An 18,085-nucleotide genomic window follows, 5' to 3' on the forward strand; every position below is an offset into this window, starting at 1 on the left:
CGTCCTTGAGCCTACTTCTTGAATTTTACCTGGCCCGACTTCCCCTCGGCGGTTTTGATCGTGAGGGTAATCGTCGCACCGGCAGGGATTGGATTCTTCGCCTCACCCTTCAGCGAATTCTCGCCTTGGGAGGCAAGGGTGACTGTTTCGCGGCTCTGTCCGCCGGCTATCAATACGGCGCCGACATACCCCTTGGTCGACACCGGCTTCGCCTTGAAAGCCTCGAAGACGTTGATGGTGACCGTGTTACCCGACGTCAGAAGTTCGGCATCAATGCCGGCCACGTCGAGCATCAGGCCGCCGTTCGGCCCTTTTTCGTAGTCCTCGGCGGAAACCGGCGCGGCAAACAAGATGGATGCGATCACCAACAGTACGTATTTCATGACATGGCTCCTTCCCGGGCGGATGAGTTCGATTGCGCGCTGGACGGCTCTTCCCGCCGGAAGAGGACGTAGAGCGCCGGCAGCACTAACAGGGTGAGGATGGTCGACGATATGATCCCGCCGATGACGACGGTCGCCAGCGGCCGCTGGACCTCCGCGCCGGCGCCGGTCGCGATTGCCATCGGAACGAAACCGAGCGAGGCAACGAGCGCGGTCATCAGGACCGGCCGGAGCCTGGTCAACGCACCTTCACTGACCGCCTCGACCAGGGGCCTGCCTTCGCTGCGCAGCCGTTCGATGAAGGTGATGATGACCAGACCGTTGAGCACCGCCACGCCGGACAACGCGATGAAGCCGATGCCGGCACTGATCGAAAGCGGAATCCCGCGCAACAGCAGCGCCGCGACGCCGCCGGTCAGGGCGAGCGGGACCCCGCTGAACACAAGTAACGCGTCGGGAACCGATCCCAAGCTCATGAAGAGCAGGAGGAAGATCAGAAGCAGCGCGAACGGCACGACCACCGTCAGGCGCTGCGTCGCCGAGACGAGCTGCTCGAACTGGCCGCCCCACCCGACCCAGTAACCGGGCGGGAGTTTAACCTTTGTCACGATCTGGTTTTGGGCATCGGCGATGAATGAGCCGAGGTCTCGACCCCGCACGTTCGCAGTGACGACGATGCGTCGTTTGCCGTCCTCGCGGCTGATCAGATTTGGCCCCGGCGCCAGATCGATCTGGGCAACTTCCGAAAGTGGCACGTAGCGCATCTGAGCGAGCGGCGAGTTGCCCCACAGGGCCGGCGTCGCCTTGGTCTGGCCGTCGGTCGGCGGCAACGGAACGGGCAGCGACTTGATCGCCTCGATGTCGGAGCGAAGCTCTTCCGGTAGCCGTACGACGATGTCGAAGCGCCGGTCCCCCTCAAACACGCGACCCGCGCTTTTGCCGCCGACAGCGATCTCCACCAGATTTTGGACGTCTCTGACGTTGATCCCGTAACGCGACAGCGCCTGACGATTCAGCTTGACGGTAAGCACCGGCAGCCCCGTAGCCTGCTCTGTCTTGACGTCCTCGGCGCCCCGGACCTTCTGCATGATGGCCTGGACCTTCGCGGCGGCCTGGACGAGTTCGCTCAGATCGTCGCCGAAGATCTTGACACCCACATCGCTCCGGATGCCGGACACCGTCTCGTTCATGCGCTGCTGGATCGGCTGCGAGAATCCATAAGCGTTTCCGGGGACGTCTTCGGCCGCCGCCTGGATGTCGGATACGACTGCGGCCTTCGGCTTGCCGGGATCGGGCCACTCCTTCCGGGGCTTCAGCATCACGTAGCCGTCGGAGCCGGACGGTGGCATCGGGTCTGTTGCGACCTCCGCCGTCCCCGTGCGCGCGAAGACCTCTTTCACTTCCGGAAGGGTCGCGAGCCTCCGCTCGACCATGGCCTGCATCTCCACCGATTGTGTCAGGCTGGTTCCCGGGATGCGGATCGCCTCGAAGGAAACGTCGCCTTCGTCGAGACTGGGGATGAATTCGGTGCCCATGCGCGATGCGGCTATCCCGCAGACCACGACCAGGAGCGCGGCGATGACGGCGACGCCGGATCTGTTCCGGATCGAGGCCGCGAGCAGCGGCGCGTAAACGCGCCGCGCGCCCCTCATCAGGAGATTCTCATGTTCGGACATCTTGCCGCTGACGAGCAGGGCGACCGCGGCAGGTACGAAGGTGACTGACAGGATGCTGGCACCCGCGAGCGCCATCAGCACGGTCAGCGCCATCGGCGTAAACATTTTTCCCTCGACGCCGGTGAGCGTCAGGATCGGCAGATAGACGATGGCGATAATGAACGTTCCGAACAGGCTGGGGCGGACCACCTCTCGCGATCCGGCGAGGATGGTTTCGAAACGCTCGCGACGATCGAGCGGGCGACCGAGCCGGTGTTGCTCTGCCGCCAGCAACCGCAGGCAATTCTCGACGATAATGACCGCGCCATCGATGATGATGCCGAAATCGATCGCGCCCAGACTCATCAGGTTCGCGCTGACGCGGTTCTCCACCATCCCGGTGATGGCGAACAGCATGGACAGCGGTATGACGCACGCGGTCGCGATGGCTGCCCGGAAGTTTCCAAGCGTCAGGAACAACACAACGACGACCAGCAGAGCGCCTTCGGCCAGATTGCCCTGAACCGTCTCGATTGTCGCCTCGACCAGGCGGGCCCGGTCATAGACGGCGTGGGCGATCACACCATCCGGCAGCGTCCTCCCGATCTCCTTGATCTTGGCCGCGACCCGCTGCGCCACGGTACGGCTGTTCTCGCCGATCAGGAGCATCGCGGTGCCCAACACGACTTCTTTCCCATTCAACGTCGCCGCGCCCGTGCGCAGGTCCTTGCCTTCCCTGACGTCGGCGACGTCGGATATCCGGACCGGAACGCCGTTCCGCGAGCCGATCACGATCTCCTTGATTTCGTCGCTGGTTCCGACCTGGCCGGGGGTCCGGACGAGATACTGTTCGCCGTTGCGCTCGATATAGCCGGCCCCGACGTTTGCGTTGTTCGCGGCCAGGGCCGCCATCACGTCGCGGAAGCTGATCTTGTAGGCCATCAGTTGCGCCGGATCGGGCAGCACGTGGAACTGCCTCTCGAATCCGCCGACCGTGTTGACCTCGTTGACGCCGGCCACCGTCCGCAATTGCGGCCTGACGATCCAGTCTTGGATGGTTCGCAGGTCGGTGGCCGTGTAGGGCTCGCCGTTCGCCTTGCGGGCCTCGGGCCTGGCTTCGACCGTGAACATGTAAATCTCACCCAGACCGGTGGACACCGGCCCCATCGCGGTATCGATGCCGGAGGGCAATTGATCCCTGACCTGTTGGATTCGCTCGTTGACCAACTGCCTGGCGAAATAGATGTCGGTCCCGTCCTTGAAGATGACCGTGACCTGGCTGAGCCCGTAGCGGGATTGTGACCGGGTGCTTTCAAGGCGCGGCAAGCCGCCCATCGCGGTTTCGACCGGGAATGTGATGCGCTGCTCAACTTCGAGGGGCGAGTAGCCGGGCGCGCGGCTGTTGATCTGGACCTGCACGTTCGTGATGTCGGGGACGGCATCGATCGGTAGGCGAGTGAAATTCCAGACGCCGAAGCCGGCCATCGCAAGCACGCCGATCATCACCAGCCACCGCTGACGGATGGCGAAGGAGAGAATGCCGTCAATCATTGTCCGCTCCTCCCTTCGCCATTTCGGCCTTCACGATGAAGCTGTTCTTTGCCGCGTACACGTCGCCTTCCAGAACACCGAACGTAATCTCCACGAACTCCGGGTCGCGATCGCCGATTTCGACGTCGCGAGCCTCGAATTTCTTGCCGTCCCGGACGAATACGACAGTGCGGTTTTCGACGGTCTGCAGCGCCGAAGATTTAACCGCGACCGGCACCTGCCTTGCCGAAAGCGTAAGCCGCCCGGTGATGAAGAGCCCCGGGCGCAGCCGTTGTTCGGTGTTCGGCACGACTGCTCTTGCTGCCGCGCTCTGGGTATCGCTGCTGCCGACGGGCGAGAGATAGGAAATCTTCGCCTCGATCGGCGGCGGCTTTCCGTCCGCCGGATCGATGAGGATCCGGTCGCCGACGTGGACTCGGCCGAGGTCACGGCGATAGACGGAGAAATCCACCCAAACGGTCGACAGATCCGCGATGACGAACGCTGGCTTCTGTTCGGAGACGTATTCGCCCAGAGTCGTCTGACGGTCGATCACTGTCCCGCCAAGAGCGGCCTTCAATTCATAGGGAGTAAGGCTCTGGTTGCTCTCGACGATAGCAAGGACGTCGCCCTTGTCGACATGGTCGCCGATCCGCTTACGCACGTCCCGCACAATTCCCGGGAAGCGAGGGGTGACTTGAACCAGGGATTCCTGGTTCGGCTGGACCATCCCGTTCAGCAGCAGACTATCGTGCAACACGACTGGCGATGCCTTTGCGAGCTCTATCCCCGCCGCGGCGATCTTCGCGTCAGCCATCTCGACGCTGTTCGAATGTTCTTCCTCTTCAACCTTCTCGGTTGAAACCGTCTTGGTCGTTGCCGGTGTCAGCATCCGATAGCCGGCATAAACCAGCGATACGGCAACCAGAACGAGCACCAAATATCGGATCAGACGCCGCATCATCTTGAGCTCTCACGCGCGAGCGAAAATGGATTGCCGACGAGCCCTTCAATGGTCGCGACGGCAATGTGGAAGTTCTGCAAGGCCTCCTGCTCACGCAGCCGCGCCTGAGCGAGGCTTGCCTGAGCGTCCAGCACTTCGAGGAGCGAGAAGCGGCCTTGGCTATAACCGTCAGAAATGGCTTGGCTCGCTTGCTCCGCTTTCGGGATCGCGACTTCGCGAAGGACAGTAAGCTCCCTCAGTGAGCCCTGCACCGAATCGTAGGCCCGGCCTGCAATCACGATCAGCGTGTTCCGGGCTGCTTCGCGCTCTGCCCTGGTCTTCGCCAGGCTCTCCTGGGCGGACAGGATATTGCCTTGGTTCTGGTCGAACACCGGGATCGGCACCGAGAACGTCAGTCGGACGGCATCGTCGTTGGTCTCGTTGAAATGCCGCCACCCGGCAGCAATCGTGACGTCCGGATAGGGCTTCAGCCGTGCCAGCAGAAGTTGCGCGTTCCGCTGCGCATAGACCGCGGTCCAGCGCACCAGCTGCGGATTCGCGTCGATCGCCGCCACGATCGCCTTGAAGGCCTGCGGCTGTCCGGTGGCGTCGAGCCGCCCGGAGACGGCGGCGAATTTCGGCGCCGTATCGCCCATGAGAACTGCCAGTTCGCGCCGCGCACTGGCGAGGGTCGATCGGACGCGTTCGCGATCCGCCTTGACCAGGGCGGAGGCCACTTCGGCCCGGCCGGTCTCCGCCGGCGAGGATGCGCCTGCCTCGACGCGCCGCTGTAGCAGCGGGGTCAACTTGTCGATGGCTGCGACCTGTTCATCCAGAATCTGAATTCGGCGCTGCCCGCCCAGCACGTTCAGGAATGCGATGGCAGTCTCAGAGAGAACTTCCAGCCGGACCGCCTGACGCTGGATCGCCGCCGACTGGACACCGGCCGCGCCGGCCGCAATGCGAGCCTCTCGCTTCCCGAACCATTCGAATGCCTGGCTGATCTGCAAGGTGGTTTCGGCGGATTTGGTCCCCCGAAACTTGCCCGTGCCGAAGGAATTGTCCTGTTCGTAGGACACCTCAGGATTGAGCAGCGCGCCTGCCTGGATGCGTTGACCGGCGGCAATCCCCACGTCCCGCTCGGCCGCCGTGAGACGCGGGCTAGCCGCGAGTGCACGCGCGAGCGCGTCCCTCATCGTCAGGGTTTGCGAATGTGAAGCGCTCGCCAGCCACGGGCTGAACAGAAATACCATCGCCCACGCAAGAAGCGTGGCCTTCTTCCGAAACATGAGCAGTTACCTGACCAAGCAGAACAATCGAGCGCTCGCGCGCTCCGAACAGGCGCTCAGGCAGGGTACTTGGGCGGCGGCGTATCGAGCCCCGGATGATCCTCAAGAAGGAAGTTCGGCGTGGCGTATGTCGGTGGGATCGACTTTGCCGCCCGCTCCCCGACCAGGACGGGCGGCGGAACGAGCAAGGGAACACACGTGTAGCAATGATCTACGACCGTGACAGGAGGCTTCTTCGTATCCTGGTCGGATTGACCGGCCACGGCTGCAAATTCGAGTTGTTCGACCTGCTCAGCCGACGCAAGCGTCTCCCCCGCACAGGCAATTTCTCCAGCAACACCAACGACGATATACGCAAATGCAAGACAAACGGTCAGCAGCCCGCGCAGCGCAGGTGCAAAGGGACGCCGTTTTTGGCCGACTTTCGGTTTCATCGAGGACATCGGATAGCAAGGACGGCGGTCGAACACTACCACAAATCCGGCCTTTCAGGACGCGGTTCACACGAATGAGCACCGCATGCGCCGACCCGGTCGCGCGGCCAATGTCCCGATCCCCTCATTGTCTTGCGACGCGAAATCCAGACCGACAGTCTCGCGCGTGATCCACCTCACTGTTGCTGAAGATTGCCACGAGGCCGCGAAGGCCCGTGCACCGTCAATGCATTGCACAAAAAATTCGGCCCTCTTTCCACCGCCACGGTCAAACCAGCCCGTCTCACGGCCCTGATTTCAATTGCTTGTCATATGCATCGATCAAAATCAGAGGCATTGGGACAGGAGTTTACCATGAGCGATATGGCGTTACCCGGCTCGATCGAGCCCGCCCTGAAAAAGGGTCCGGACCTCGACAAGGGCTTCCACCCTATGACGGGGATCATTTATTTGGGCGTGGTCGCAGCCGCGCTGCTGTTCGTTGCCTACAGCATCTATGCCGACGTCGACGCCACCGGCACGCGCGTCACGTCGTTCCTGCCCTACATCATGCTGTTCGTCGCGCTGCTGATCGCGCTCGGCTTCGAATTCGTCAACGGCTTCCACGACACCGCCAACGCGGTCGCCACCGTGATCTACACCCGCTCGCTGCCGGCGCATATCGCCGTGGTCTGGTCGGGCATGTTCAACCTGTTCGGCGTGCTGCTCTCGAGCGGCGCCGTCGCGTTCGGCATCGTGTCGCTGCTTCCGGTCGAACTGATCCTGCAGGTCGGCTCCAGCGCCGGCTTTGCAATGGTGTTCGCGCTGCTGATCGCCGCCATCATCTGGAATCTCGGCACCTGGTGGCTCGGCCTGCCGGCCTCGAGCTCGCACACCCTGATCGGTTCGATCATGGGCGTCGGCATCACCAACGCGCTGCTGCGCGGCCGCGACGGCACCTCCGGTGTTGACTGGTCGCAGGCGACCAACATCGCCAAGGCGCTGCTGCTGTCGCCGCTGTTCGGCTTCGCGCTCGCCGCCGGCCTGCTCTACATCCTCAAGATCGTGCTGGCGCGTGCGACGCCCGCGCTGTTCGGCGAGCCGGTCGGCGACCAGCCGCCGCCGTGGTGGATCCGCGGCATCCTGATCCTGACCTGCACACTGGTCAGCTTCTTCCACGGCTCGAACGACGGCCAGAAGGGCATGGGCCTGATCATGCTGATCCTGATCGGCACCGTGCCGACCGCATACGCGCTGAACCGCGCGCTGCCCGCGAGCCAGATCGAGCAGTTTGCCGCGCACTCCACCTCGGCCAGCAAGGTCATTGAAGGCAAGGCCGCCGGTTACAACGTGATCGGCAATCCGCGCCCGGCCGTGACCAACTACGTCGCGCAGCACCAGATCAACGAAGGCACCTATCCGTCGCTGGCGGTGCTGGTGCGCGACATCGGACAGCAGGTCGCCCAGTATGGCTCGCTGGCCAAGTTCCCGGCTGACGCGGTCGGCAACACCCGTAACGACATGTACCTGGCGTCCGAGGCGATCCGCTTCCTGATGAAGGACAAGGAAGCCGAGCTGACCGCCGCCGACGTCGCCACGCTGAACCAGTACAAGGGCTCGCTCGATGCCGCGACCAAGTTCATCCCGAGCTGGGTGAAGTTCGCCGTCGCGATCGCGCTCGGCCTCGGCACCATGGTCGGCTGGAAGCGTATCGTCGTCACCGTCGGCGAGAAGATCGGCAAGACCCACCTGACCTACGCGCAGGGCGCCTGCGCCGAGATCACGGCGGCCGCGACGATCGCGGCGGCTGACGGCTACGGCCTGCCGGTCTCGACCACGCACGTGCTGTCGTCGGGCATCGCGGGCACCATGGCCGCCAACGGCTCCGGTCTGCAATGGGCGACGATCCGCAACATCGCGATGGCCTGGGTGCTGACCCTGCCGGCCGCGATGATCCTCTCGGGCTGTCTGTACTACGTGTTCTACCACGTGTTCTGATGCCGACAGGCTTTCGGCGCGGCAACGCGCCGGACGAAGGCCCGCACCATTGGTGCGGGCCTTTTGCTTTTGACGGTCGCGGCGCGCTCAGGCGGCGTACACTTTCGCGACCTCCGCCAGCAGGCCGCGAACCCATTTGTGCAGGCCTGATTTGGTTGTCCGGGCGCTCCAGTACATGTCGATCGAGATCGGCACGCGGAACGGCAGCGACGCGACATGCAGGCCGCCGCGCATCGCCCGCGCCAGGTGATGCGGGATGGTCGCAACCAGCCTTGTGCCGGCGACGATGCGCTCCAGGCTGTCGTGGTTCGGAAGGCTGACCGCGGGCTCAATCTCGATCTCCCTCGCCTTCAGCGCCTCGAGATAAAGCGGCTGCCACTCGCCGCTATGGGTGATGAAGACATGCTCGGCCTTGGCATAGGCCGACAGTGCGATCCGGCCGCGCGCCAGCGGATTGGCCGGATCCATCACGCAGACATAGTGATCGGTGAGGATGTGGCGCCGAAAGAAGCTTTCGCCGACCACCCCGACCGGACCGAGCACGATGTCGCACTGGTTCTGCTTGAGATGGATGTCGCCATGGCCCGCGGCATCGAGCAGGACGAGACGGACCCGTGGTGCGCCGGCACGCAGCCATGCACTGAACTGCGGCATCAGGGTCTGGCGTTCGTGATAGTTGCAGGAGATCGTCACGCTGCCCTGCGCCGTCGCCGGATCGAATTCGGCCGGTGAGGCAAGCCCGTCGATCTCGCCGATCATGTCCCGCGCCCAGCTGACCAGCGCCGCGCAGCGTTCGGTGGCGGTCACGCCGTTGCCGTTGCGGACGAACAAGGGATCACCGAGCGCGCCGCGCAGCCGCTCGACCGCGTAGCTGATGGTAGACTGGTTGACGTCGAGCCGCTTGGCCGTCGCCGAGAACGACTGCAGGTCGTAGACCAGCACAAGCGTCCGCAAGGTCCCGATGTCGATCGGATCGATCGAGGAATTGGCCGCCACGCTGCACCTCCCGCCTTGCTGGCGGCCCAGCCTACCACGAGGTCATGGAATATTTCGATGGCTGATATCAATCCCATCGAATTGAGTGATTACGGCCCGAGGCGCTAGCCTTCGCAAAAAAGCGCTCCGGGAGGACCAATGACCAGCACCGTGCCCATCGTCACCGACATCGCGTATCAGGATCTGCTCGACGACCCCTATCCGATCTTCCGCCGCCTGCGCGAGCTGGCGCCGGCGGTGTTCGTCGAGCCGGCGAAGCTGACGCTGGTGACGCGCTTCGACGACATCGTGCGGATCGAGCGCGATCCCGCGACCTACTCGGCCGACAATCCGACCTCGCTGGTCAACAAGGTGATGGGGCCGACCTTCATGCGCAAGGACGGCGCCGAGCACGCGATCGGCCGCAAGGCGATCGAGCCCTCGTTCCGCCCCGCCACGATCAAGGAGTATTGGGCGCCGAAATTCACCGCGATCGCGCAAGAGCTGATCGATGACCTGTCCGCGGCCGATCAGGTCGATCTGTTCTCGGCGCTGGCCGCGCCGATGGCCTCGCGCAGCCTGATGGCGATGATCGGCTTTCGCGCGATGCCGTGGCAGACCCTGGCCGACTGGTCGCAGGCGCTGATCGACGGCGCGGGCAATTACGCGGCCGATGCCGGGATCGAGCGCAAGGCGATGCAGGCCAGCGCCGATGTCGACGCCGCGATCGACGCGGTGCTCGATGATCACCGCAGCAACCCCAACCCCTCGATCCTGTCCTCGATGGTCAACGCCGATCCGCCGATGCCGATCGAGGGCATCCGCGCCAACATCAAGGTGATCATCGGCGGCGGACTGAACGAGCCGCGCGACGCGATCCTGACCCTCGTGCTCGGTCTCCTACAAAACCCGGCGCAGAAAGACAGCGTGCTGGCAACGCCGGAACTATGGCCCGCTGCGCTCGAGGAAGCGGTGCGCTGGATCTCGCCGATCGGCATGTATCCGCGCCGCGTCACGCGCGATGTCGATCTTTCCGGCACCACGTTGCCTGAGGGCCTTCAGATCGGGCTCTGCGTCGGCGCGGCGAACCGCGACGGCAACCGCTTCGCTGCACCCGATCGTTTTGATGTGATGCGACCGAAGCAATCGCATCTGGCGTTCGGCGCCGGACCGCATTTCTGCGCCGGCACTTGGGTGTCGCGGCTCACGGTCGGCAAGATCGTGGTGCCGATGCTGTTCGCCCGCTTGCGCAACTTGCGCCTCCGCGCGGAGGCACCGCCTGTCGTCCGCGGCTGGGTGTTCCGCGGACCGGTGATGCTGCCGGTGCGGTGGGATGCGTGAGGTCGTCCGGGACGCGGACTCATCAAGCCGCAGCCAGACGCGACGCCCTCGGCCGGCCCCGGCCTACGGCCACAAGCGGACATCACCTGTCGGCTCCCCCGTTCAATCCGCCGAAACTGGCCCAAAGCGGACGTGTTTGAGCGTGCAGAAGTTGCCAATTCCAGGAGAACTCGCGTATGCACTATGTGTAGGGTCGTAGTGTGAGCAATTCAAATGGCGATAGAGCTGAGGGGCGCGAGCGGCGAGGGATTTGCGACGTTTGCCGCTGACGGTCGCGTGTTGGATTCCTGGTTTCTTCAGCTGCGCCTGGTCGCGGAGGCCGACAAGGCGGCAACGGTACGGCTGACGAAGGACGAGATCAACAGATCGCTGGGTGAGTCGGCAGACGGATATGCGCGACACGACGACGTCCGCAATGTCGACATCGTTCCAATCCGTACGGAAATTGGCTCCCTTGCATCTGCGCCGACTGATGTGCACGACGCATATCTTCGACTCCATCTCCTGAGCCACCGGGTCGTTCAGCCGAATTGCCTGAACCTAGATGGAATTTTCAGTCTGTTACCCAACGTTGCCTGGACGACCCTCGGTCCCTGTGAATGCTCTCGTGTACCGGACGCACGACTGACAGCACGAAAGCGTGCCCTCGCGTTTGAGGTGACAGGCATCGATAAGTTTCCGCGCATGACCGACTATGTGACGCCTGCGGACGTGAGAATTGCAGATGCGGATCGCGTAAGGCTCGGAGCCTACCTGGCTCCGGGCACGACCGTCATGCATGAAGGCTTTTGCAATTTTAATGCAGGTACGCTCGGTCCCTGCATGGTCGAAGGCCGGATCAGCGCCGGTGTGGTTGTGGGAAGCGGCAGCGACGTTGGTGGCGGAGCGTCGATCATGGGCACTCTGTCCGGGGGCGGGAAAGAGCGGATTACAGTTGGTGAACGCTGCCTGATCGGAGCCAACGCCGGTATCGGCATTTCATTGGGTGACGATTGTATCGTCGAGGCGGGCTGTTATGTCACGGCAGGCGCGCGCATCCTTTTGGAAGATGGCCGAGTGCTGAAAGCCAAAGAACTCTCAGGCCAGAAGGGCCTTCTGTTTCGTCGCAATTCCCAGAGCGGCGCTCTCGAGGCAACCAGACGCACCGCAAATTGGGACGGCCTCAACTCGCAACTTCACGGCTAGGCAGCGCACTCGAAAGAAGTCGTCGGCGACATGTGGTGCGTCAGCGACGTCGCGTTCTGACGCCTCGCGTCATTTGCTGCTGCTGCAATTGCCAGCCAACGGGTCGCGCGAACGCGCGCCCGATGACAGGCTCCGCGAAGCAATCCATCTCTTCGCTCGCTGAGCCATGGATTGCTTCGTCGCTGCGCTCCCTTGCGCAAACGCTTCGCGTTTGTCGCAGACAATGACGATTGAAAGGTAGCGCAGCGACCAACAGCAAAGATCACGCCGCCAGCGCGTCCTCCACGATCTTCACGAAGTACGACGTACCGAACACGATCGCCTCGTCGTTGAAATTATAGGCGGGGTGATGCAGGCCGGCGCTGTCGCCGTTGCCGCAGAAGATGAAGGCGCCGGGCCGCGCTTCCAGCATGTACGAAAAATCCTCGCCGCCCATCAGCGGCGGCATCGGATGCACGTTGCCGTCGCCGGCCACCTCCTTGGCGATGCGGGTCGCGAATTCGGTCTGCGATGCGTGGTTGACGGTGACGGGATAGCCGCGCTTGTAATCGAGATCGATCCGCGCGCCGGTCAGTTGCGCCACGCCCTTGACCACTTCACCGATGCGCTTCTCGATCAATTGCCGGACTTCCGGGGTCAGGGTGCGGACGGTGCCGCGCAAGACCGCGGTCTGCGGAATCACGTTGCGGGCATTGCCGGCGTGGAATTCGCAGATCGAGATCACGGCGGAATCGAGCGGATCGACGCTGCGCGACACGATCGACTGCAGCGCGGTGATCAGCTGCGCGCCGACCATCACCGAATCGATGCACTTGTGCGGCCGCGCGGCGTGGCCGCCGAGCCCTTCGATATTGATATTGACCTCGTCGGTCGACGCCATGATTGGGCCGGAGCGGATCGCGAACGAGCCGATCGGAATCCCCGGACCGTTGTGCATGCCGTAAACCTGCTGGACGCCGAAGCGGTCCATCAGGCCGTCCTTGATCATGGCGGCCGCGCCGGCCCCGCCCTCCTCGGCCGGCTGGAAGATCACGACCGCATCGCCGGCGAAATTGCGCGTCTCGGCGAGATAGCGTGCCGCGCCGAGCAGCATCGCGGTGTGGCCGTCGTGGCCGCAGGCGTGCATCTTGCCCGGCGTCTTCGAGGCGTAAGGCAGGTTGGTTTCCTCGTGGATCGGCAGCGCGTCCATGTCGGCGCGCAGGCCGATCACCTTGACGTCGCCCTTGGCCGCCCCCTTCTTGCCCTTGATGACCCCGACCACGCCGGTCTTGCCGAGCCCGGTCACGACCTCGTCGCAGCCGAATTCCCTGAGACGGTCGGCCACGAATGATGCTGTGCGGTGCACGTCATACAGCAGTTCGGGGTTTTCGTGGATGTTGCGGCGCCAGGCCTGGATATCGGGTTGCAGATCGGCGACGCGGTTGACGATGGGCATGAGAATCCTGGCCTCAGAGGTTGGACGTAAGTCCTGTCTAGCATGCAAGAGGCGGTCCACCCAACAGATGTGGCATGCCTCTGGCTTGGGCCCTGCATTCGCAAATGGGATGCCGAATGTGCCCAGGACGTGGGGCCGGGCAACCTTGCGTCTGTTCGCCAATATCCAGCCCGACAGGATCGCATCCGACCAAAGCCTAATAGTGCCGGGGATATCCCATGCGGATACTACTTGAGGTTTCCGCACCGAAATCCTCCAGCCTTCAAAGAAGGGCGCGGCTGCATGACGCCGGATCAAGCGGTCTTGTTCTCCACCATCATCCTGCTGGTGCCGATGGGCTACTTCCTGCTCGCGGCTCCCGCGTTCCTGCTCGTGAAGCTCGACGTTCCGCCCGTCACCCGCCTGCTGCGCGGCATGTTCAATGCCTACTTCCTGGTGCTGACGGTCTCGGGTGCGATCGGGACGCTCGCCTTTGCCGCCGCGGGCCGGCCGGCCGTCGCGCTTGGCATCGCCTTGATCGCGGCATTCGCGATGCTGGCGCGCCGATGGTTCCTGCGGCGGCTCGATGCCGAGGCGGACGCGCGAGACTCAGGTGATCCGACCGCGGTGCGGCGGCTCCGCCGGCTGCATTGGGGCGGCATGCTGTGCAACGCGGTTCAGGTGTTCGTACTGGTCGGCAGCATTCCCTATATGGCGCCGCTGCCTTGATCGAATTTTGCTCCGCCTCTCCCATATCCGCTTACGGCGCGGACGATCATACGCCGCGTCCGCTTTGCCCTCGAAACGAGGCGCAGAGCAAGATCCGTTCTCGCCACGCGGAGCCTGCTCGCTATGCGTCGCGTTTCCGATGCGGATCGTATTTCGAAAGTACGTCCTTGAGGTAATCCCGGCTCTTCCACTCCGGTGCGGGCGGCTCGTAGCCGGGCCGAGGAACGAACGGATTCGCCGGCGAATCCGCTGACGCGCTCATCATGTCCGGAATGTAGCGCGGGCAATTCGGGAAGATTTCGCATTTGACGCTGACGACAAGCTTCGCACCATGATGCCGGGCAAGCGTTTCCGCGCCGTCGTGGATCGTTGCCTTGCCTCGGATGCGCGCGCGAAACGTCTTGCCGTCGAGGCGCACAAACAGCAACCCGACGTTCGGGTTGCGGTGAATATTGCCGAGTGTACGGTACATGTTGTTGCCGTCATACTCAGGGTATTCAAGCGTGTCGGGCCCGGTGATCCTCACGAAGCCGGGATCGCCGCAACGCATCGAACAATCGACATTGTCCTGATAGCTCGTCGCGATGAAAAAGAATCGCGTCTCCTCGATGAGCTTGCGCTCCTGTTCCCAGAATTCGAAGTGGAGACGATGCTTCTCGAGGCCGTCGGCGACGCGACGACCGTCGAAGCGGTCCTGCAACTCACGCATTCCGTCGTGGTAGAAAGGGGCGCGAACGGGATCTGCCACAGGACTCCTCCAGCAAGTTGAGCAACCGGTCTGCAAGTTTTGGCACGGCGAGAATATGCGGCGCAACGGCAGCAGAATCTCCTGGGCGCGCCCGGCCGCAGACCGCTAGTTTCCTCGCGCCTGCCGGTCGAACGCGCTCAACACGGCAAGCGTCATGGCCTCGACACCGGTCTTGATGGTCGGCTCCGGCACCGGCGCGAACAGCGGCGAGTGGTTGGTCGGCAATGGCGGGCCGCTGCCTGCCCGCGCCGCGGCAACGCGCTCCGGCTCGTAGACACCGATGTTGAAGAACATCGACGGCACCCCGGCACTGACGAATTCCGAATAATCCTCGCTGGGCGTGCCGGGCGGCGAGGTTGCGAACTTGTCGCCAAACGCCGCCTTCAGCACCTTTTCCGCCGTGCCGACCACGTCGGGATCGTTGATCACGGCCTTGGTCCCTTCGGCGAGGTTGATCTCAGGCTCCGGCGCATTCGACATGGCGGCGACCGCCTTTGCCGTCCGCTCGATGCCGGCAAGCATCTTCGCGCGCACCTCGGGCTTGAAGGTGCGAATGGTGCCGAGCAGCACCACATCGTCAGGAATGATGTTTGACGCGGTACCGCCGTGAATTGCGCCGATGCTAACCACGCCGAATTCGGTCGGGTCCTTTTCGCGGCTGATCACGCTCTGAACGTCGACGACAAAGCGCGCGGCCATCATCACGGGATCGATGGTCGCCTGCGGTACCGCACCGTGCCCGCCGCGGCCACGGAATTTGATGTAGAGGCCATCGGCGGCGGATGAGCCGATCCCGACGCGATAGCGCACCGTTCCATAGGCGAACGGGCCATCGTGCAGGGCGAAGCCGAAATTCGGCTTTGGAAATTTCGTGAACAGACCATCCGCCAGCATCGCCTTGGCGCCCGCCACGATCTCTTCAGCCGGCTGGGCGATGAACATCAGCGTGCCGTGCCATTGGTCTTTCAGGCCGACCAGCGTCTTGGCCGCGCCCACCCAGCTCGCCATGTGGATGTCGTGGCCGCAGCTGTGGGCCACGAAGGTTTCCCGTCCCTGCCAGATCGTCTTGTCGTGGCTGGCATAGGGAAGGCCGGTCTTCTCTTCCATCGGCAGCGCATCGAGCTCGGTGCGCACCATGATGGTGGGGCCCTCGCCGTTCCTGTAGATCGCGACCAGCCCGGTCTTGCCGACGTGCTCCGTCACCTCGAAGCCCAGCGCCCGCATCTCGGCAGCCAGTTTGGCCGCGGTCTTCTCCTCCTGAAACGCGATCTCGGGATGGGCGTGAAGATCCTTGTAGAGCGCGTCGAGCTTCGGATAGTCCGCCTCGACCGACTTCTCGATTGCGCCCTTCAGCGCGGCGACATCGAGTTCAGCATTGGCTCGCAGCGGCAATGACGCGCAGAGCGCGGCGGACGCAAGTAGCGTGAGAACAATCCTGTTCATGGCAATCGCTCCAACCGAAACCCGGATACTGCACCCCGAGCGCCAGGTCGGGCCCGGCTGCGCGATCTAAGCAGGCCAGGTGATCGGAAACAATGGCTGATCCAGAGCGTGTGCGCACCTAGCCCGAGGTGAGCATCTGGCTGCGGATCTCCTGTGCGGTGCGGCGCAGCGGCAGCAGAAATTTCTTGCGCGCGCCGGCCTCGCTGACCGTGCCGGAGATCGTATTGACGCTGAGCGCCGCGACCACCGCACCGGCCGGGTCGCGCAAGGGCACCGCGATGCCGCAGATCGCGGGATCGAGCTCGCCGTCGACCCAGGCGTAGCCGTCGCTCTCGACCCGCGCGAGCAATTCGCCGAGACGCTCCGGATCGGTCACGGTGCGCGGCATGACCTGCTTGAAGCCGCCGGTCGCAAGATAAGCTTCGCGGGTGCCGGGCGGCAGCGCCGCGAGCATGACGCGGCCGAGCGACACCAGATGCGCGGGCAGCCGGCTGCCGACGCCGAGATTGGCCGACAGAATCCGCCGCGCCGGCAGACGCAGCGCATAGACGATCTCGTCCTCATCGAGCACCGCCATCGCGCAGGACTCGCCGATCTCGTTGCGCAGATTCTCCAGCGCGCGCTGCGCATGCGCCCAGTAAGGCAATGCATTGAGATAGGACAGGCCGAGCCCGAGCGCGCGCGGCCGCAAGCTGAAATAGCGTCCATCGGAGGCGCAATATTTCAGCGCCACCAGGGTCGCGAGAATGCGGCGTGCGGTGGCGCGGTTGAGACCGGCGGTGTCGGCGGCCTCCGCTAGAGTGTGCCGGCCCGGCGGCTTGCCGAGCGCCTCGATGATCGAGAAACCGCGCGCGATCGCGCGCACGAAGCCGTCACTCTCTTTGCTCATGGCGTCATCTGGTTCGGGCTGTCGTTCTGCTCATCACATCGCAGCTCGCATGGCTGCCTGCGCATGACGCGGCGCTGCCCGCTTGTCAGGGGCTCCCGACCGCGCTAGCGTCAATTCACACAGCGAATGAACTGTTCGCCTGGCGAACTGAATAGCAGGAGGATCCTCGATGGCGCAAGCAGAAAGTTCTGCGGCCACCCCGTTCGAAACCGATTTCTGGAAGGACGCGAAGCTGCGCAAGGTGTGGGACGACATCGTCCCCGGCGAGCCGCGCAAGACGCTGCCCTACCTGCTCACGCAGGACGCGATCGCGCTGTACTGCCGTGCGGTCGGCGAGACCAATCCGCTCTATCTCGACGAGGCGGCCGCGAAGGCCGGCCCCTATGGCGGCCTGATCGCGCCGCCCGCGATCCATATCCTGCTGATGTTCGCCTGCACGCCGGCCGACGACTGGATGCGCTCGCCGGGCACCGTCAATGCCGGACAGTCCTGGAGCTACAACATCCCCGCCCGTCCCGGCGACACCATCACCCTGCAGGCCCGCGCGCTCGACAAGTTCATCAAGCGCGAGCGGCTGTTCGTGGTGCACGACAACGTCTTCTTCAACCAGCATGGCGACGTGATCTGCTCGGGTCGCGGCCAAACCATCCGTCCGATGTAAGGAGGATCACGATGACCCCAGCGAATTTCGATGCTCTCAAGGCCGGCGACACCATCGACGGCCCCGCCTTCGCCGTCTCACGCGAATCGATCCGCCTGTTCTGCGATGCATCGCTCGACTACAACCCGCTGCATCTCGACGACAACTACATGAAGGGCGACTTCGGCAAGACCAATTTCGGCGGCATCATCATGCATGGCATGAACAATTTCGGCCTGATCTCGCGCATGCTGACCGACTGGGCGACACCTGCCGGAGCGATCCATCGCCGGCTCGAGACGCGCTGGCTGAAGCCGGTGAAGCCCGGCGACACCATCCGCCCCGCCGGCACCATCAAGGCCAAGCAGACCACCGCGAAGTCACGCTGGGTGCTGGTCGACGTCGCCGTGCAGAACCAGCGCGGCGAGACGGTCGCGGCCGGCGAAGCGATGCTGGAGTTTCCCGGCGCGAAGGCGGGCTAGCCGCGCGTATTTCGATCAGAGCAACGGG

16 protein-coding genes are annotated in these 18,085 nt (G+C 63.8%); 6 read left to right on the forward strand and 10 right to left on the reverse strand.

Annotation, left to right across the window (positions count from 1 at the left end; translation table 11 throughout):
- Window positions 1-11: 11 nt before the first annotated feature.
- From AAFG07_RS28390 to AAFG07_RS28410, 5 genes are read right to left on the reverse strand one after another with little or no spacing between them, the layout of a single operon-like run.
- Entirely contained in the window at window positions 12-383 is a 372-nt protein-coding gene (locus AAFG07_RS28390; protein WP_342723091.1) for a hypothetical protein, read from the reverse strand.
- Complete coding sequence (locus AAFG07_RS28395; RefSeq protein WP_342723092.1) at window positions 380-3,589, reverse strand: CusA/CzcA family heavy metal efflux RND transporter; 3,210 nt, start codon at window positions 3,587-3,589, stop codon at window positions 380-382. Before AAFG07_RS28395 ends, AAFG07_RS28390 begins: the two co-directional genes overlap by 4 nt.
- Entirely contained in the window at window positions 3,582-4,532 is a 951-nt protein-coding gene (gene ihpB, locus AAFG07_RS28400; protein WP_342723093.1) for a divalent metal ion exporter adaptor subunit IhpB, read from the reverse strand. The genes AAFG07_RS28395 and ihpB overlap by 8 nt, the downstream gene beginning before the upstream one ends.
- The gene (gene ihpA / locus AAFG07_RS28405) at window positions 4,529-5,800 is read right to left on the reverse strand and encodes a divalent metal ion exporter subunit IhpA (RefSeq protein ID WP_342723094.1); all 1,272 of its coding nucleotides are present in this window, start codon (window positions 5,798-5,800) and stop codon (window positions 4,529-4,531) included. The genes ihpB and ihpA overlap by 4 nt, the downstream gene beginning before the upstream one ends.
- A gap of 56 nt (window positions 5,801-5,856) precedes the next feature.
- Window positions 5,857-6,234 carry a hypothetical protein gene (locus AAFG07_RS28410; protein ID WP_342723095.1) on the reverse strand — a complete coding sequence of 126 codons (378 nt, stop codon included), beginning with the start codon at window positions 6,232-6,234 and terminating at the stop codon, window positions 5,857-5,859.
- 354 nt (window positions 6,235-6,588) lie between these two features.
- Between AAFG07_RS28410 and AAFG07_RS28415 the strand changes: the two genes are divergently transcribed.
- Window positions 6,589-8,211 (forward strand): inorganic phosphate transporter, encoded by a 1,623-nt coding sequence (locus AAFG07_RS28415; RefSeq protein ID WP_342723096.1) that lies wholly within the window; start codon window positions 6,589-6,591, stop codon window positions 8,209-8,211.
- Between the two features lie 87 nt (window positions 8,212-8,298).
- Here the strand turns inward: AAFG07_RS28415 and AAFG07_RS28420 are convergent, their stop codons facing one another.
- Window positions 8,299-9,207, reverse strand: coding sequence for a LysR family transcriptional regulator (locus AAFG07_RS28420; protein ID WP_342723097.1), 909 nt, complete (start codon window positions 9,205-9,207; stop codon window positions 8,299-8,301).
- 138 nt (window positions 9,208-9,345) lie between these two features.
- Between AAFG07_RS28420 and AAFG07_RS28425 the strand changes: the two genes are divergently transcribed.
- Together AAFG07_RS28425 and dapD are read left to right on the forward strand one after the other, a co-directional pair.
- Window positions 9,346-10,527, forward strand: coding sequence for a cytochrome P450 (locus tag AAFG07_RS28425; protein WP_342723098.1), 1,182 nt, complete (start codon window positions 9,346-9,348; stop codon window positions 10,525-10,527).
- 213 nt (window positions 10,528-10,740) lie between these two features.
- A complete protein-coding gene (gene dapD, locus AAFG07_RS28430) occupies window positions 10,741-11,712 on the forward strand; it encodes a 2,3,4,5-tetrahydropyridine-2,6-dicarboxylate N-succinyltransferase (protein ID WP_342723099.1) in 972 nt (323 codons plus the stop codon).
- A 262-nt stretch (window positions 11,713-11,974) separates the two neighbouring features.
- Here dapD and AAFG07_RS28435 read toward each other — a convergent pair whose 3' ends face one another.
- The gene (locus tag AAFG07_RS28435; protein WP_342723100.1) at window positions 11,975-13,147 is read right to left on the reverse strand and encodes a M20 aminoacylase family protein; all 1,173 of its coding nucleotides are present in this window, start codon (window positions 13,145-13,147) and stop codon (window positions 11,975-11,977) included.
- Between the two features lie 282 nt (window positions 13,148-13,429).
- Here AAFG07_RS28435 and AAFG07_RS28440 point away from each other — a divergent pair, with 282 nt between their 5' ends.
- Entirely contained in the window at window positions 13,430-13,855 is a 426-nt protein-coding gene (locus AAFG07_RS28440; protein WP_342723101.1) for a hypothetical protein, read from the forward strand.
- Window positions 13,856-13,976: 121 nt separating this feature from the next.
- Here the strand turns inward: AAFG07_RS28440 and AAFG07_RS28445 are convergent, their stop codons facing one another.
- The 3 genes from AAFG07_RS28445 to AAFG07_RS28455 form a co-directional block, all read right to left on the reverse strand.
- Complete coding sequence (locus AAFG07_RS28445) at window positions 13,977-14,669, reverse strand: pyridoxamine 5'-phosphate oxidase family protein (RefSeq protein ID WP_342723102.1); 693 nt, start codon at window positions 14,667-14,669, stop codon at window positions 13,977-13,979.
- A 39-nt stretch (window positions 14,670-14,708) separates the two neighbouring features.
- Window positions 14,709-16,046, reverse strand: coding sequence for an amidohydrolase (locus tag AAFG07_RS28450; RefSeq protein ID WP_342723103.1), 1,338 nt, complete (start codon window positions 16,044-16,046; stop codon window positions 14,709-14,711).
- Between the two features lie 118 nt (window positions 16,047-16,164).
- On the reverse strand, window positions 16,165-16,935 hold the full coding sequence (locus AAFG07_RS28455) for an IclR family transcriptional regulator C-terminal domain-containing protein (protein ID WP_342723104.1): 771 nt from the start codon (window positions 16,933-16,935) through the stop codon (window positions 16,165-16,167).
- Between the two features lie 169 nt (window positions 16,936-17,104).
- Between AAFG07_RS28455 and AAFG07_RS28460 the strand changes: the two genes are divergently transcribed.
- Window positions 17,105-17,596: a MaoC family dehydratase gene (locus tag AAFG07_RS28460; protein ID WP_050406695.1), complete on the forward strand. Its 492-nt coding sequence runs from the start codon at window positions 17,105-17,107 to the stop codon at window positions 17,594-17,596.
- Window positions 17,597-17,607: 11 nt separating this feature from the next.
- Complete coding sequence (locus AAFG07_RS28465) at window positions 17,608-18,057, forward strand: MaoC family dehydratase (RefSeq protein WP_342723105.1); 450 nt, start codon at window positions 17,608-17,610, stop codon at window positions 18,055-18,057.
- Window positions 18,058-18,085: the final 28 nt, after the last annotated feature.

Source organism: Bradyrhizobium sp. B097, assembly GCF_038957035.1.
In the GTDB taxonomy this organism is placed as follows: Bacteria; Pseudomonadota; Alphaproteobacteria; order Rhizobiales; family Xanthobacteraceae; genus Bradyrhizobium.